12 protein-coding genes are annotated in these 16218 nt (G+C 70.5%); 8 read left to right on the top strand and 4 right to left on the bottom strand.

What is annotated here, in order from left to right:
• Positions 1-95 precede the first annotated feature (95 nt).
• A complete protein-coding gene (locus tag OO47_RS04505) occupies positions 96-860 on the bottom strand; it encodes an IclR family transcriptional regulator (protein WP_033208076.1) in 765 nt (254 codons plus the stop codon).
• Between the two features lie 243 nt (positions 861-1103).
• Between OO47_RS04505 and metH the strand changes: the two genes are divergently transcribed.
• From metH to OO47_RS04485, 4 genes are all read left to right on the top strand, one after another.
• Positions 1104-4628: a methionine synthase gene (gene metH, locus OO47_RS04500; RefSeq protein WP_030213066.1), complete on the top strand. Its 3525-nt coding sequence runs from the start codon at positions 1104-1106 to the stop codon at positions 4626-4628.
• Between the two features lie 146 nt (positions 4629-4774).
• On the top strand, positions 4775-5473 hold the full coding sequence (locus OO47_RS04495; protein WP_030213070.1) for an HAD family hydrolase: 699 nt from the start codon (positions 4775-4777) through the stop codon (positions 5471-5473).
• A gap of 443 nt (positions 5474-5916) precedes the next feature.
• A complete protein-coding gene (locus tag OO47_RS04490) occupies positions 5917-7506 on the top strand; it encodes an ABC transporter substrate-binding protein (protein ID WP_030213075.1) in 1590 nt (529 codons plus the stop codon).
• A 65-nt stretch (positions 7507-7571) separates the two neighbouring features.
• Entirely contained in the window at positions 7572-9155 is a 1584-nt protein-coding gene (locus tag OO47_RS04485) for an ABC transporter substrate-binding protein (protein ID WP_030213077.1), read from the top strand.
• Between the two features lie 76 nt (positions 9156-9231).
• Here the strand turns inward: OO47_RS04485 and OO47_RS04480 are convergent, their stop codons facing one another.
• Together OO47_RS04480 and OO47_RS04475 are read right to left on the bottom strand one after the other, a co-directional pair.
• On the bottom strand, positions 9232-9906 hold the full coding sequence (locus OO47_RS04480) for a response regulator (protein ID WP_030213079.1): 675 nt from the start codon (positions 9904-9906) through the stop codon (positions 9232-9234).
• Positions 9907-9985: 79 nt separating this feature from the next.
• On the bottom strand, positions 9986-10888 hold the full coding sequence (locus OO47_RS04475; protein ID WP_234323080.1) for a RecB family exonuclease: 903 nt from the start codon (positions 10886-10888) through the stop codon (positions 9986-9988).
• 181 nt (positions 10889-11069) lie between these two features.
• On the opposite strand from OO47_RS04475, the gene OO47_RS04470 reads away from it, so the two are divergent.
• The 3 genes from OO47_RS04470 (at position 11070) to OO47_RS04460 (ending at position 13876) form a co-directional block, all read left to right on the top strand.
• Positions 11070-12203 (top strand): site-2 protease family protein, encoded by a 1134-nt coding sequence (locus OO47_RS04470; RefSeq protein ID WP_234323082.1) that lies wholly within the window; start codon positions 11070-11072, stop codon positions 12201-12203.
• A gap of 18 nt (positions 12204-12221) precedes the next feature.
• The gene (locus OO47_RS04465; protein ID WP_015032448.1) at positions 12222-13109 is read left to right on the top strand and encodes a tRNA (adenine-N1)-methyltransferase; all 888 of its coding nucleotides are present in this window, start codon (positions 12222-12224) and stop codon (positions 13107-13109) included.
• Between the two features lie 185 nt (positions 13110-13294).
• The gene (locus OO47_RS04460; protein WP_030213084.1) at positions 13295-13876 is read left to right on the top strand and encodes a hypothetical protein; all 582 of its coding nucleotides are present in this window, start codon (positions 13295-13297) and stop codon (positions 13874-13876) included.
• Positions 13877-13880: 4 nt separating this feature from the next.
• On the opposite strand, the gene OO47_RS04455 is transcribed toward OO47_RS04460, so the two are convergent.
• Positions 13881-14192 carry a ferredoxin gene (locus tag OO47_RS04455; protein WP_030213086.1) on the bottom strand — a complete coding sequence of 104 codons (312 nt, stop codon included), beginning with the start codon at positions 14190-14192 and terminating at the stop codon, positions 13881-13883.
• A gap of 240 nt (positions 14193-14432) precedes the next feature.
• Here OO47_RS04455 and arc point away from each other — a divergent pair, with 240 nt between their 5' ends.
• On the top strand, positions 14433-16199 hold the full coding sequence (gene arc / locus OO47_RS04450) for a proteasome ATPase (RefSeq protein ID WP_030213088.1): 1767 nt from the start codon (positions 14433-14435) through the stop codon (positions 16197-16199).
• Positions 16200-16218 lie beyond the last annotated feature (19 nt).

Raw genomic sequence — 16218 nt, 5'->3', positions numbered from 1 at the left:
GTGAAAAACCCGCCGATAACGCGATCGTTACCGGCGGGCCGCCAGGGGGTGAGGAGGGGGTGCGGGGGAGGCGGGGCGCAGGGGCCCCGGAGGTCTCAGAAGCGGCCCGCCCCCAGGTCCCGCGAGACCGCGCGGGCGCAGTCCCGCACCGCCGCCACCAGCTCCGGGCGCAGTTCGCCGTCCGGGCAGAGCCGCTCCACCGCGCCCGTCACCGCGACCGCCCCCACCGGCATCCGCCGCCGGTCGTGGATCGGCGCCGCCACCGACGCCACGCCCTCCCAGGTCTCCTCCACGTCCGCCGCCCAGCCCCGGGCCCGCACCGTGTCGAGCAGCGTCTCGAAGTCCCCCAGGGCCGTCGTCGTCCGGGGCGTGAGCGCCTCCCGCTCGGCCTCCACCACCTCGCTGTGCGCCACCGGGTCGTACGCCGAGAGGACCTTGCCCAGGGCCGTGGAGTGCAGCGGCTGCATGGCCCCCACCTCCAGGACCTGGCGGCTGTCGTCCGGCCGGAAGACGTGGTGCACGATCAGTACGCCCCGCTGGTGCAGCACCCCCAGGTGCACGCTCTCGCCGCTGGACCGGGCCAGGTCGTCCGTCCAGACCAGGGCCCGCGCCCGCAGCTCGTGCACGTCCAGGTAGCTGTTGCCCAGCCGCAGCAGCTCCGCGCCCAGCTGGTAGCGGCCCGAGGCCGCCTCCTGCTCCACGAAGCCCTCCGCCTGGAGGGTGCGCAGGATCCCGTGGGCCGTTCCCTTGGCGAGCCCGAGCGAGGACGCGATGTCGGAAAGGCCGAGCCGGCGCTCGCCGCCCGCGAGCAGTCGCAGCATGGCCGCCGCTCTTTCAAGCGACTGGATGTTCTTCGCCATCGCCCGGCCCCTATCCCTCTCACGCTGTTCGACAATGCTGAACACTATCGGTCGATGCCGACCTCGCGTCACATTCCACAGTGTCGGTCAAGGAGGGGCAGGACCGGGAGTCCCCGGACACAGGATGCCGTCCGGCCCGTGGGACGCCGTGTCCACCCCGGCCCGAGCGCGGTTACGCTGGCTCCGTGCACCCTCCACCGAGCGTGCAAAGCCGACAGCCGTCGCATCCCAGGGAGATCGCCCATGGCCTCGTTGCCGTCCCCTTCCGCCGCCGTCTCCGGAGACAGCCGGAACCGCGTCGCCGCCCTCCGCGAGGCACTCGCGACCCGGGTGGTCGTCGCCGACGGAGCCATGGGAACCATGCTCCAGGCCCAGGACCCCACCCTGGAGGACTTCCAGGACCTCGAAGGCTGCAACGAGATCCTGAACGTCACCCGGCCCGACATCGTCGGCTCGGTGCACCGGGAGTACTTCGAGGCCGGCGTCGACTGCGTCGAGACGAACACCTTCGGCTCCAACCACTCGGCCGCGAGCGAGTACGACATCGCGGACCGGATCTTCGAGCACTCCGAGGCGGGCGCCCGGATCGCCCGCGGGATCGCCGACGAGTTCACCGCGGGGGACGGCCGCCAGCGCTGGGTCCTGGGCTCCATCGGCCCGGGCACCAAGCTGCCGTCGCTCGGCCACATCACGTACGACGTGCTCCGCGACGGCTACCAGCGGAACGCCGAGGGCCTGCTCGCCGGCGGCGCCGACGCCCTGATCGTGGAGACCACCCAGGACCTCCTGCAGACCAAGTCGAGCCTGGTCGGCGCGCGGCGCGCCATGGACGCCCTGGGCGTGGACGTGCCCCTGATCTGCTCGCTCGCCTTCGAGACCACCGGCGTCATGCTGCTCGGCTCGGAGATCGGCGCGGCCCTGACCGCCCTGGAGCCGCTCGGCATCGACCTGATCGGCCTGAACTGCTCGACGGGCCCGGCCGAGATGAACGAGCACCTGCGCTACCTCGCCCGGCACTCGCGCACGCCGCTCATGTGCATGCCGAACGCGGGCCTGCCGGTGCTGACCAAGGACGGCGCGTACTTCCCGCTGACCCCGTCCGAGATGGCCGACGCGCAGGAGCACTTCGTGCGCGACTACGGCCTGTCGCTGGTCGGCGGCTGCTGCGGCTCCACGCCCGAGCACCTGCGGCAGGTCGTCGAGCGGGTCCGGGACCTCACGCCCCCCGAGCGCTCCCCCCGGCCCGAGCCCGGCGCCGCCTCGCTCTACCAGACCGTGCCGTTCCGCCAGGACACCTCGTACATGGCGATCGGCGAGCGCACCAACGCCAACGGCTCCAAGAAGTTCCGCGAGGCCATGCTGGAGGCCCGCTGGGACGACTGCGTCGAGATGGCCCGCGACCAGATCCGCGAGGGCGCGCACATGCTCGACCTCTGCGTGGACTACGTCGGCCGCGACGGCGTGGCGGACATGGAGGAGCTGGCCGGGCGGTTCGCCACCGCCTCCACCCTCCCGATCGTCCTCGACTCCACCGAGGTGGAGGTCATCCGGGCCGGCCTGGAGAAGCTCGGCGGCCGGGCCGTCATCAACTCGGTGAACTACGAGGACGGCGACGGACCCGAGTCCCGCTTCGCCAAGGTCACCCGGCTGGCCCAGGAGCACGGCGCCGCTCTCATCGCGCTGACCATCGACGAGGAGGGCCAGGCCCGCACCGCCGAGCACAAGGTCGCGATCGCCGAGCGCCTGATCGAGGACCTGACCGGCAACTGGGGGATCCAGGAGTCGGACATCCTCATCGACACCCTGACCTTCACCATCTGCACCGGGCAGGAGGAGTCCCGCAAGGACGGCATCGCCACCATCGAGGCGATCCGCGAACTCAAGCGCCGCCACCCCGAGGTGCAGACCACCCTGGGCCTGTCGAACATCTCCTTCGGCCTCAACCCGGCCGCCCGCATCCTGCTCAACTCGGTCTTCCTGGACGAGTGCGTGAAGGCCGGCCTGGACTCGGCGATCGTGCACGCCTCGAAGATCCTGCCCATCGCCCGCTTCGACGAGGAGCAGGTCACCACCGCCCTGGACCTGATCTACGACCGGCGCGCGGAGGGCTACGACCCGCTGCAGAAGCTGATGGCGCTGTTCGAGGGCGCCACCACCAAGTCCCTCAAGGCCGGCAAGGCCGAGGAGCTGGCCGCCCTGCCGCTGGAGGAGCGCCTGAAGCGGCGGATCGTCGACGGCGAGAAGAACGGCCTGGAGGCCGACCTCGACGACGCCCTGACCACCACGTCCGCCCTGGACATCGTCAACGAGATCCTGCTCGACGGCATGAAGGTCGTCGGCGAGCTGTTCGGCTCCGGTCAGATGCAGCTGCCGTTCGTGCTCCAGTCCGCCGAGGTCATGAAGACGGCCGTCGCCTACCTCGAACCGCACATGGAGAAGTCCGACGCCGAGGGCAAGGGCACCATCGTCCTCGCCACCGTCCGCGGCGACGTCCACGACATCGGCAAGAACCTCGTGGACATCATCCTGTCCAACAACGGCTACAACGTCGTCAACATCGGCATCAAGCAGCCGGTCTCCGCGATCCTGGAGGCCGCCGAGGAGCACAACGCCGACGTCATCGGCATGTCCGGCCTCCTGGTGAAGTCCACCGTGATCATGAAGGAGAACCTGGAGGAGCTCAACCAGCGCGAGCTGGCCGCCAAGTACCCCGTGATCCTCGGCGGCGCCGCCCTGACCCGCGCCTACGTCGAGCAGGACCTCCACGAGATCTACCAGGGCGAGGTCCGCTACGCCCGCGACGCCTTCGAGGGCCTGCGCCTCATGGACGCCCTCATCGGCATCAAGCGCGGCGTGCCCGGCGCGGCCCTGCCCGAGCTCAAGCAGCGCCGCGTGCCCAAGCGGGACGCGGCAGCCCTCCAGGTCGAGGAGCCGGAGCCCGGCGGCCGCTCCGACGTCGCCGTCGACAACCCGGTCCCGACCCCGCCGTTCTGGGGCACCCGCGTCGTCAAGGGCATCCCGCTGAAGGAGTACGCCTCCTGGCTCGACGAGGGCGCCCTGTTCAAGGGCCAGTGGGGCCTGAAGCAGAACCGGGCCGGCGACGGACCGGCGTACGAGGAACTGGTGGAGACCGAGGGCCGGCCCCGGCTGCGCGGCTGGCTGGAGCGCCTGCACACCGAGAACCTCCTGGAGGCGGCCGTCGTGCACGGCTACTTCCCCTGCGTCTCCAAGGGCGACGACCTGATCCTCCTGGACGAGGCCGGCAACGAGCGGACCCGCTTCTCCTTCCCGCGCCAGCGCCGCGGCCGCCGCCTCTGCCTCGCGGACTTCTTCCGCCCGGAGGAGTCCGGCGAGACCGACGTCGTCGGCCTCCAGGTCGTCACCGTCGGTTCGAGGATCGGCGAGGCCACCGCCAAGCTCTTCGAGTCCGACTCCTACCGCGACTACCTCGAACTCCACGGCCTCTCCGTGCAGCTCGCCGAGGCCCTCGCCGAGTACTGGCACGCCCGCGTCCGCGCCGAGCTCGGCTTCGCCGGCGAGGACCCGGCCGATGTCGAGGACATGTTCGCGCTCAAGTACCGCGGCGCCCGCTTCTCCCTCGGGTACGGCGCCTGCCCCGACCTGGAGGACCGCGCGAAGATCGCGGACCTGCTGCGGCCGGAGCGGATCGGCGTGCACCTCTCGGAGGAGTTCCAGCTCCACCCCGAGCAGTCCACCGACGCCATCGTCCTCCACCACCCGGAGGCGAAGTACTTCAACGCGCGGTGACGGATCGCTGACCTCCCGTAAGCCGCCGACGCGTAAAGGGACGCGTTTCCACTGATCGGGACGTACACTTGTCCGTCCAGCAGGCCGGTCCTCCTCCCGCACGGGAGGAAGACCGGCCTTCTCGTCCCTTCATGGAGGTGTGCCGGATGACCAGTACGGTTCCCGCGTCCCTGTTCCGTGCGAACGGCAGCTCCGCCCTGCAGGCGGTCTTCCTCGACATGGACGGGACCCTCGTGGACACGGAGGGCTTCTGGTGGGACGCGGAGGTCGAGGCCTTCGCCGACCTCGGGCACCGGCTCGACGAGGCCTGGCGGGACGTGGTGGTCGGCGGGCCGATGACCCGCAGCGCCGGCTACCTCATCGAGGCCACCGGCGCCGACATCACGCTCCCCGAGCTGACCGTCCTCCTCAACGAGAAGTTCGAGCGGCGCATCGAGCGGGGCGTCCCGCTCATGCCCGGCGCCGAACGGCTCCTCGCCGAGCTGGCCCGGCACTCCATCCCCACCGCCCTGGTCTCCGCCTCGCACCGCCGGATCATCGACCGGGTCCTCGCCTCGCTCGGCCACGACCGCTTCTCCCTCACCGTCGCGGGCGACGAGGTCGTACGGACCAAGCCGCACCCCGAGCCGTACCTCGCGGCCGCCCGGGGCGTCGGGGCCGACCCCGCGCTCTGCGCCGTCGTCGAGGACACCGCGACCGGTGTCGCGGCGGCGGAGGCGGCCGGCTGCCGGGTCGTCGCCGTGCCCTCCGTCGCCCCGATCGCGCCCTCCCCGGGCCGGGTCGTCGTGCGCTCGCTCGAAGAGGTCGACGTGCCCTTTCTCCGCACGTTGATCACGGGAATCTGAGCTTTCACTGAGCTTTCCCCCGGGAAAACGATCAGGTCATTTGCCGAAAAGAACCCCGCGTGACCTTGGTCACTCAGAGTGCCGGACGGCGGGTGGCCCGTCCTCGTCCAAGGCCCGGAATGCGTGCTTTCGACGCCCCCATGTGCCCCGATTCGCTCGCGCCCGTCCGCATCGTCCGACGCATGACTATCGAACCGCGCGCATTCATGATCACTGTGCGATTACCCCCGCCCCCGGGCCGTGGTCCGGCAATAGGGGCGCGGCCCACTAATCTTTCGCGAGTACTTCGCCGCATAACCGCGTGCACCGGCGCACACCCAAGTCGCCGTGAACACAGGACCGATCGCAACACCCGGCCCGATCGCTCCCGCCCCGACCGGGCGGCAGGCGGCGGAGTGTCACTGAACGCTGCAACCCAGTGCCGGATGAGGAGATCGTCCCTGATGAACCGCAAGACCCTGGTGCTCCCGGCCGTGGCCGGCCTGCTCGCCCCCCTTCTCGCCGCCTGCGGCGGATCCGAGGGCGACCGGGCCATCGTGGTCGGCACCACGGACCAGTTCATCGCCACCGAGGACGCCCCCGCCCCGCTCGACCCGGCCTACGCCTACGACACCGGCGCCTGGAACATCCTGCGGCAGACCGTCCAGACCCTGCTGCACGTGCCCCGCGAAGGCGGCGAGCCCGTCCCCGAGGCGGCCGAGAGCTGCGGCTTCTCCGACAAGGCCAGCGAGAGCTACCGCTGCACCCTCCGCCCCGGCCTCACCTTCTCCGACGGCACCCCCATCACCGCCGAGGACGTCAAGTACTCCATCGAGCGCGTCCTGAAGATCAAGTCGGACAACGGAACGGCCGCCCTCCTCTCGAACGTCGACACCGTCGAGACCCAGGGCGCCGACGGGATCGTCTTCCACCTCAAGACCCCCGACGCCACCTTCCCGTACAAGCTCTCCACCCCGGTCGCCGGCATCCTCAGCAAGGACAAGTACGCCGGCGACAGCCTCCGCGACGGCTTCGACGTCGACGGCTCGGGCCCGTACACCATGAAGGTCGAGCGCCAGGGCGACAAGGTCGACCGCTTCGTCTTCACCAAGAACCCGAAGTACAAGGGCGACATCACCCTGCGCAACGACAAGGTCGAACTGCGCCCCTTCGCCGACTCGGCCGCCATGGGCAAGGCCCTGGAGAGCAACGACATCGACATGATGGCCCGCTCCCTGTCGCAGAAGCAGATCAAGGACCTCGCCGAGAAGCCCAAGGAGGGCATCAAGACGGTCGAGGTCCCCGGCCTGGAGATCCGCTACCTCGGCTTCAACACCAAGGCCCCCTCCGTCGAGCAGAAGGCCGTGCGCCAGGCGATGGCCGCCGTCGTCGACCGCGGCGCCCTGGTCAACCTCGTCTACGGCCCCACCGCCCAGCCGCTGTACTCGCTGATCCCCTCCAGCATCACCGGCCACGCCACCCCCTTCTTCGACGCGTACGGCGAGCCCGACGCCGACCGGGCCGCCCGGATCCTCAAGAAGGCCGGCATCAAGACCCCGGTCAAGATCACCCTGAACTACACCACCGACCACTACGGCGCCGAGACCGCCCAGGAGTTCGAAGCCCTCGGCAAGCAGCTCAACGCCAGCGAGCTCTTCGACGCCACCGTCAAGGGCACCGAGTGGTCCACCTTCCGCACCGCCCAGAAGCGCGGCGACTACGCCGTCTACGGTCTCGGCTGGTTCCCCGACTACCCGGACCCGGACAACTACATCGCGCCCTTCCTGGACAGCGACAACTTCCTCAACACCCCGTACGTGAACAAGGTCGTCCGCGACCAGCTCATCCCGCGCTCGCGCCGCCAGGCCGACCGCACCGCCGCGGCCCCCGTCTACGCGCAGATCCAGAAGATCGTCGCCGAGGACGTCCCCGTCCTGCCCCTGTGGCAGGGCAAGCAGTACGTTGCCGCCCGCAACGACCTCAGCGGAGTCGAGTACGCGCTCAACACCTCCTCCGACCTGCTGCTCTGGGAACTGGGTCGCGGCACCGCCTGACCCCTTCGTTGTCCCGGCCGCGCGCCCGCGCGGCCGGTCATGGCAAGAGATCAAGAGGCACGACTGTGAAGGCACACAACAAGTGGCTGACGGCCCCGCTCGCCGCCGGCCTGTCCGCCGCCCTCCTCAGCGGCTGCGGCACCGAACAGGGCGGCGGCTCCGGCGGCTCCGGCGACGGCATACGCGTCGGCATGTCCGACGAGATCCTTGCCACCGATCCGGCGGCCGGCTACGACCCCGGCTCCTGGCTGCTGTTCAACAACGTCTTCCAGTCCCTCCTGACCTTCCCCAAGGGCGGCCTCGAACCCGAGCCCGACGCCGCCGACGAGTGCGCCTTCTCCGCCGGCAGCAAGGTCTACACCTGCACCCTGCGGGACGGCCTCACCTTCTCCAACGGCAACAAGCTGACCTCGGAGGACGTCAAGTACTCCTTCGAGCGGGCCATCAAGATCGCCGACCCGAACGGCCCGGCGCCCCTGCTCGCCGGCATCGACACCATCGAGACCCCCGACGAGAAGACCGTCGTCTTCCGCCTCAAGGTCCCGGACGCCACCTTCCCCAGCAAGATCGCCTCCGGCGCCGGCTCCATCGTCGACCACCGCGAGTACCCCGCCGACGCGCTGCGCACCGACGGCAGGGCCATCGGCTCCGGCCCGTACAAGCTGGACTCCCTCAGCGACACCGAGGCCACCTTCTCCGGCAACACCGGCTACCGCGGCGAGGCCGAGCGCAAGAGCGAGTCGGTCACCCTCAAGCTCTACCGCGGCGACCGCGCCGCCCTCGCCAAGGCCCTCGCCGACGACCAGGTCGACGTGGCCTACCGGGGCCTCTCCGCCGACGACATCGCCACCCTGGAGACCTCCGAGACCACCGACGACCGGGGCATCGAGGTCGTCCAGGGCAGCAGCGCCGAGGTCCAGCACCTCGTCTTCAACATGAAGGACCCGGTCGTCGGCAAGCTCGGCGTCCGGCAGGCCATCGCCCACCTCGTCGACCGCGAGGCGCTCGTCGAGGACGTCTACAAGTCGACCGCCACCCCGCTCTACTCGATCGTCCCGGCCGGCATCACCGGCCACAACACCGCCTTCTACGACACCTACGGCACCCCCGACACGGCCAAGGCGAAGAAGGCCCTGCGCGCCGCCGGCGTCACCGACAAGGTGAAGCTCACCCTCTGGTCCACCCCCAGCCGCTACGGCCCCTCCACCGACCAGGAGCTCAAGGCCATCGCCGGCCAGCTCAACGCCAGCGGCCTCTTCGAGGCCGACGTCAAGTCCGTCGCCTTCGAGCAGTACGAGAAGGACGTCGCGGCCGGCAAGTACGGCGTCTACGTCAAGGGCTGGGTCCCCGACTACCCCGACCCCGACAACTTCACCGCCCCCTTCTTCGGCGAGGACAACGTCCTCGGCAACCACTACGAGAACGCCGCCATCACCGGCGCCCTCCTCCCGAAGACGGCCGCCGCGGCCGACCGCGCCTCCACCACCGACGAGTACGGCAGGCTCCAGGACATCGTCGCCGAGGAACTGCCCATGCTGCCGCTCTGGCAGGGCAAGCAGTACGCCGTCTCCCGCACGGGCGTCACCGGCCTCGAATGGACCCTCGACGCCTCGACCGTCTTCCGCTTCTGGGAGCTCCGCAAGAGCTGACGGAGACACGTGTCCCCCACGACGAGAGGGGCCCGGCGCGGGTGCGCCGGGCCCCTCCCGTCGTCCGTCCGCGCCGCTACTGGTTGCCGCCGGGCCGCACCAGACCGCTCTCGTACGCGTACACCGCCGCCTGCACCCGGTCCCGCAGCCGCAGCTTCGTCAGCACGTGCCCCACGTGCGTCTTCACCGTCGTCTCGCTGACGAACAGGTCCGCGGCGATCTCCGCGTTCGACAGGCCCCGAGCCACCAGCTTCAGCACCTCCACCTCGCGGTCGGTCAGGGTACCGAGCGTGTCCGGGACCTGCTCCTCGCCCGTCGGCAGGTGCGCCGAGTACTTGTCGAGCAGCCGGCGCGTGATCGACGGCGCCAGCATCGCCTCGCCCGCGGCCACCACCCGGATCGCCTGCACCAGCTCGTTCGCCGGAGCGTCCTTCAGGAGGAAGCCGCTCGCACCGGCCCGCAGCGCCTCCACCACGTACTCGTCCAGGTCGAAGGTGGTCAGGACCAGCACCTTCGCCGGACCGTCCCGCCCCGGACCCGTGATCTGCCGGGTCGCCTCCACCCCGTCCATCCGCGGCATCCGGATGTCCATGAGCACCACGTCCGGCTGGAGGGCGCGCACCTGCTCCTGCGCCTGGAGACCGTCCCCGGCCTCACCCACCACCGCGATGTCCTGCTCCGCCTCCAGAATCATCCGGAAGCCGGTGCGCAGCAGCGGCTGATCGTCGACCAGGAGGACGCGGATCGTCACGGGGGCTCCTTCACGGGGCTGGACTCACGGTGCTGGACCCACGGGGGCGCGGGCCGGCCCCCGAGGTACGGGCGGGCCCCTACGGTGCGGGCGGGGCCGGGTCCATTCTGCCCTGCCCGGATTCGCCCGACTCCGGCGGCCGCACCGAAACGATCTCCAGCGGATAGACCGGGGGAGTCCCGCCGAACTCCGGACAGACCGCCTGGTGGTCGCACCAGCCGCACAGCTTCGTCGGCCGCGGCCGCCAGTCGCCCGTCTCCGTCGCCAGCCGGATCGCCTCCCACAGCGCGAGCAGCTTCCGCTCCACCCGCAGCAGGTCCGCCTCCACCGGGTCGTACGTCAGCACCTCCCCGCTGCCCAGGTACACCAACTGGAGCCGCCTCGGGACCACCCCCTTCAGCCGCCGGACCACCAGCGCGTAGAAGGTCATCTGGAACAGCGCGCCGTCCCGGTACTCCGGCCGGGGCGCCTTGCCCGTCTTGTAGTCGACGATCCGCACGTCGCCCGAGGGCGCCACGTCGATCCGGTCGATCACCCCGCGCAGCCGCAGCCCCGAATCCAGCTCCGTCTCCACGAACAGCTCGCGCTCGGCCGGCTCCAGGCGCGTCGGGTCCTCCAGCGTGAACCACCGCTCGACCAACCGCTCCGCCTCGCCCAGCCAGCCCGCCAGCCGCTCCCCGTCCGGGTCCTCCGCGAACAGCTCGCCCAGCTCCGGCTTCGACGCGAGCAGCCGCTCCCACTGCCCCGGCACCATCGCCTTCGCCCGCGGCGCCGTCCGCTCCGCCGCCGGATCGTCGAAGAGCCGCTCGAGGACGGCGTGCACCAGCGTGCCCCGGGTCGCCGCCGCACTCGGCTTCTCCGGCAGCCGGTCGATCACCCGGAACCGGTACAGCAGCGGACACTGCATGAAATCGCTCGCCCGCGAGGGCGACAACGACATGGGTGGCCTCGGCTCCACCGGCACCCGCTCGCTCGTACTCATGACCCCGACCCTACGACCCGCCACCGACAACCGGCCGCATACCATCGACCCGGGACCCCGTCGCACTGCATGATCGAACCGTGACGCACCGACGCGGGTCACACCGGCGCGACGAAAGGAACCCGTGAACCAGGACGAGCCCAAGCCGCAGCGGACCGAGGAGCCCGGCGGAGGCATCCTCATGGGCCGGCCCTTCGGCGTGCCCGTCTACGTCGCCCCCAGCTGGTTCCTGGTCGCCGCCCTCATCACCTGGGTCTTCGGCGACCAGATCGAACGCGTCCTGCCCGACCTCGGCGCCGCCCGCTACCTCGTCTCCCTCTTCTTCGCGGTCGCCTTCTACGCCTCCGTGCTCGTCCACGAGCTGGCCCACACGATCGCCGCGCTCCGCTTCAAGCTGCCCGTGCGCCGCATCCAGCTCCAGTTCTTCGGCGGCGTCTCCGAGATCGAGAAGGAGAGCGAGACCCCCGGCCGCGAGTTCGTCCTCGCCTTCGTCGGCCCCCTCCTCTCCCTCGTCCTCGCCGGCCTGTTCTACCTCTCCCTGTACGCCGTCGAGCCCGGCACCGTCCCCGGCGTCCTCCTCGCCGGCCTGATGATCTCCAACCTGATCGTCGCAGCCTTCAACCTCCTCCCCGGCCTCCCGCTCGACGGCGGCCGGATGCTCCGCGCCGTCATCTGGAAGATCACCGGCAAGCCCATGAGCGGCACCGTCGCCGCCGCCTGGGTCGGCCGCGCCCTCGCCGTCCTCGTCCTCGTCGGCCTGCCCCTGCTGACCCGCACCGGAATCCTCGGCAACTCCACCGAGGACATCAGCGGCTTCGACACCGTCACCGACGCCCTGCTCGCCGCGATCCTCGCCGCCATCATCTGGACCGGCGCCGGCAACAGCCTCCGCATGGCCCGGCTGCGCGAGCACCTGCCCGGGCTCGGCGCCCGCTCCCTCACCCGGCGCGCCATCCCCGTGGAGCCCGCCACCCCGCTCTCCGAGGCCCTCCGCCGGGCCAACGAGGCGGGCGCCCGCGCCCTGGTCGTAGTCGACGGCACCGGCGAGCCCACCGGCATCGTCCGCGAGGCCGCCATCGCCGCCGTGCCCCAGCACCGGCGCCCCTGGGTCGCCGTCAGCGCCCTCTCCCAGGACCTCGCCGACGGCATGCGGGTCCCGGCTGAGCTCACCGGACAGCCCCTCCTCGACCACCTCCGCGCCAGCCCGGCCACCGAGTACCTGGTGGTCGAGGAGACCGGCGAGATCTACGGCGTCCTGTCCACCGCGGACGTCGAACGGGCCTTCGTCAGGGCCATGGCACGACCCGGCTCGTAACCCCGGTATCCTGCTCGTATGTCCGAACCGACCGGTGCCGCCCGCCGACGCGGGCCCTTCAAGGTCGGGGACCAGGTTCAGCTGACCGACCCCAAGGGCCGTCACTACACGTTCACGCTCGAAGAGGGAAAGAACTTCCACACCCACAAGGGTTCCTTCCCGCACGACGAACTGATCGGCGCCCCCGAGGGCAGCGTTGTCCGCACCACCGGAAACGTCGCCTACCTCGCGCTGCGCCCCCTGCTCCCCGACTACGTCCTGTCCATGCCCCGCGGCGCCGCCGTGGTCTACCCCAAGGACGCGGGGCAGATCCTGGCCTTCGCCGACATCTTCCCCGGTGCGCGCGTCGTGGAGGCCGGGGTGGGCTCGGGCTCGCTGAGCAGCTTCCTCCTGCGCGCCATCGGCGACAGCGGCATGCTGCACTCCTACGAGCGCCGCGAGGACTTCGCCGAGATCGCGAAGGGCAACGTCGAGCGCTACTTCGGCGGCCCCCACCCCGCGTGGCAGCTGACCGTCGGCGACCTCCAGGACAACCTGTCCGACACCGACGTCGACCGCGTCATCCTGGACATGCTCGCCCCCTGGGAGTGCCTGGAGGCCGTCTCCAAGGCCCTCGTCCCCGGCGGCATCCTCTGCTGCTACGTGGCGACCACCACCCAGCTCGCCCGCACCGTGGAGTCCATCCGCGAGTTCGGCTGCTACGCCGAGCCGCAGCCCTGGGAGTCCATGATCCGCAACTGGCACGTGGAGGGCCTCGCCGTCCGCCCCGACCACCGCATGATCGGCCACACCGGCTTCCTCGTCACCGCCCGCCGCCTCGCGGACGGGGTCGAACCCCCGATGCGCCGCCGCCGCCCCGCCAAGGGCGCCTACGGCGAGGACTACGAGGGCCCCAACAAGGGCTGACGTCCCGACACCCGCGGCACGCCGCCGCCGAGTTCCCGCCCCGGGCGGAACTCGGCGGCGGCGTCCTCATGTTCGAGCCCCCGCGAGGCGGCCGTCCGCCGCTCACCCCACGTGTTCCGTCCCCCTGTGACGTGTGGCACGATGCCGGAAACCCTCGCCGCACCACCCCACAGGAGACGTCTCGCGTGCAGCTCCCCGCCGCCCCGGACCTCACCGACCTCGCGCACACCCACGCCGGGCCGATGCACTGGCTGGCCACCGCCACCGCGACCGCCGCGGTCGTCGCCCTCGCGGGACTCCTCCAGCCCGGCCCCGCCGGGACCACCGCCGCCACGGCCGCCGCCGCCCCGCGCCCGGCGGCCGCTCCCGAGGCCGCCGGAGTCGCGTACCCCCTGGAATGCGGAGGAGGCTCCCATACGGTCGCCAAACGGGTCTCCGGGGACCTCGACGGCGACGGGAACCCCGAGACCGTTGCGGTCGTGCACTGCGAAGCCGGCTCCGGCACCCCGCCGAGCGGCGTCTACGTCCTCACCCGCGGCAAGGGGGCGGAGGCACCCGCGCGCGTGGTGGCCACGCTCGTCGCACCGGACCGGCACCGCAGCGTCACCGAGCTCGCCGTACGCGACGGGGCGGTGCTCGCCACCCTCCTCGGCTACTCGTCCCTCGACGTGCCCCGCTGCTGCCCGGACGAGAAGGAGCAGGTCAGCTGGCGCTGGAAGGGCGGCGCCTTCGTCCGCGCCGGGCAGGACGAGGCGCGCGGCGCCTGACCCGTCACTCCGCGTCGGGGCCGTACACCTCGACCTTGTCCGCGACCCGGCGCACGTGGATGCAGTCGCCCGGGCACTCCTTCGCGGAGTCCACCACGTCCTGGAGCAGCGGCAGCGGCACCGGGGCGGTGGCACCGGTGTCCTGGAGGAGCTCGTCGTCGGCGCTCTTCACATAAGCGAGCCCGTCGATGTCCAGCTCGAAGACCTCGGGAGCGTACTGCGCGCAGATCCCGTCCCCCGTGCACAGGTCCTGGTCGATCCAGACCTCCAGCGCCTCGCCGGCGCCCGTCGCCGGGGCCTCGTTCTGCACGGTCATGTCTCCTGCCGTTTCTGCTTCGCGCGTTAAGTCGGGCCACCCTTGGCGGGTGTTGGCCGGTAACGACGATACAACCGCCCGCTTTCAGATGGTGAAGGGTGGGTATTCCCCTGGCGAGAGGGGAAGCGCAAGGGTGAAGATCGGACACACCCCGGAGTCTTTTTGATCTAGGGGTTTCAATCACCACCCACGCAGGTAGGGTCAGGAAGCGTCCAGCTCCCCTTGGAGGAGGTGAGGACCGTGGCAGCCCACGACGACGACATCAACCGCGGCATCCGGCCGGGGCGGGGGTCTGAAGACCCCGCCGGCCAGGTTGCCTATCTCGAGCAGGAAATCGCCGTCCTGCGCCGCAAGCTCGCCGACTCTCCGCGTCACACGAGGATTCTCGAAGAGCGGATCGTCGAGCTGCAGACCAACCTGGCCGGCGTGTCCGCGCAGAACGAACGTCTGGCGAACACGCTCCGTGAGGCCCGCGACCAGATCGTGGCCCTCAAGGAGGAGGTCGACCGGCTCGCGCAGCCGCCGGCCGGCTTCGGTGTCTTCCTGCAGGCCAACGAGGACGGCACGTGCGACATCTTCACCGGTGGTCGCAAGCTCCGGGTGAACGTCAGCCCGAGCATCGAGCTCGAAGAGCTCAAGCGCGGCCAGGAGGTCATGCTCAACGAAGCGCTCAACGTGGTCGAGGCCATGGAGTTCGAGCGCGCCGGCGACATCGTCACCCTCAAGGAGATCCTGGAGGACGGCGAGCGCGCCCTGGTGGTCGGGCACACGGACGAGGAGAGGGTGGTGAGGCTCGCCGAGCCCCTGCTGGACGTCACCATCCGCTCCGGCGACGCCCTGCTGCTCGACCCCCGGTCCGGCTACGTCTACGAAGTGGTCCCCAAGAGCGAGGTCGAAGAGCTCGTCCTCGAAGAGGTCCCGGACGTCGACTACGAGAAGATCGGCGGTCTGGGCAACCAGATCGAGCTGATCCGCGACGCGGTCGAGCTCCCGTACCTCTACCCGGACCTCTTCAAGGAGCACGAACTGCGGCCGCCGAAGGGCATCCTGCTCTACGGCCCGCCCGGCTGCGGCAAGACGCTGATCGCGAAGGCCGTGGCCAACTCCCTGGCCAAGAAGGTCGCCGAGGTGACCGGTCAGCCCGCGGGGAAGTCCTACTTCCTCAACATCAAGGGCCCCGAGCTCCTCAACAAGTACGTCGGCGAGACCGAGCGGCACATCCGCCTCGTCTTCCAGCGTGCGCGGGAGAAGGCGAGCGAGGGGACCCCCGTCATCGTCTTCTTCGACGAGATGGAATCCCTCTTCCGCACCCGCGGATCCGGTGTCAGCTCGGACGTGGAGAACACCATCGTCCCGCAGCTGCTCGCCGAGATCGACGGCGTGGAGGGCCTGGAGAACGTCATCGTCATCGGCGCCTCCAACCGCGAGGACATGATCGACCCCGCGATCCTGCGGCCCGGCCGGCTCGACGTCAAGATCAAGATCGAGCGTCCGGACGCGGAGGCGGCGAAGGACATCTTCGCGAAGTACCTCACGGGCAACCTGCCGCTGCACGAGGACGACGTCTCCGAGCACGCGGGATCGAAGGCCGCCGCGGCCCACGGAATGATCCAGTCCGTGGTCGAGCAGATGTACGCGGAGTCCGAGGAGAACCGCTTCCTCGAAGTCACGTACGCCAACGGCGACAAGGAAGTCCTGTACTTCAAGGACTTCAACTCCGGCGCGATGATCCAGAACATCGTCGACCGGGCCAAGAAGATGGCCATCAAGGCCTTCCTCGACCACAACCAGAAGGGCATCCGGGTCTCCCACCTCCTCCAGGCGTGCGTGGACGAGTTCAAGGAGAACGAGGACCTGCCCAACACCACCAACCCCGACGACTGGGCCCGCATCTCCGGAAAGAAGGGCGAGCGGATCGTGTTCATCCGCACGCTCGTCACCGGAAAGCAGGGTGCGGACACCGGGCGCTCCATCGACACGGTGGCCAATACCGGTCAGTACCTGTAGAACGCCCACCGGCTGCGGA

This window comes from Streptomyces bikiniensis, from assembly GCF_000716625.1.
GTDB lineage: Bacteria > Actinomycetota > Actinomycetes > Streptomycetales > Streptomycetaceae > Streptomyces > Streptomyces bikiniensis.
Note: the sequence above shows the minus strand (reverse complement) of the source record. Positions and strands in the feature narration are given on the sequence as shown.

What these genes read in the sequence shown, in the direction of transcription:
- OO47_RS04475 (WP_234323080.1), bottom strand. Translation starts at nt 10,888, where the DNA reads ATGAGTACGAGCGAGCGGGTGCCGGTGGAGCCGAGGCCACCCATGTCG.
- metH (WP_030213066.1), top strand. Translation starts at nt 1,104, where the DNA reads ATGGCCTCGTTGCCGTCCCCTTCCGCCGCCGTCTCCGGAGACAGCCGG.
- OO47_RS04505 (WP_033208076.1), bottom strand. Translation starts at nt 860, where the DNA reads ATGGCGAAGAACATCCAGTCGCTTGAAAGAGCGGCGGCCATGCTGCGA.
- OO47_RS04455 (WP_030213086.1), bottom strand. Translation starts at nt 14,192, where the DNA reads ATGACCGTGCAGAACGAGGCCCCGGCGACGGGCGCCGGCGAGGCGCTG.
- OO47_RS04470 (WP_234323082.1), top strand. Translation starts at nt 11,070, where the DNA reads ATGGGCCGGCCCTTCGGCGTGCCCGTCTACGTCGCCCCCAGCTGGTTC.
- OO47_RS04490 (WP_030213075.1), top strand. Translation starts at nt 5,917, where the DNA reads ATGAACCGCAAGACCCTGGTGCTCCCGGCCGTGGCCGGCCTGCTCGCC.
- OO47_RS04465 (WP_015032448.1), top strand. Translation starts at nt 12,222, where the DNA reads ATGTCCGAACCGACCGGTGCCGCCCGCCGACGCGGGCCCTTCAAGGTC.
- OO47_RS04495 (WP_030213070.1), top strand. Translation starts at nt 4,775, where the DNA reads ATGACCAGTACGGTTCCCGCGTCCCTGTTCCGTGCGAACGGCAGCTCC.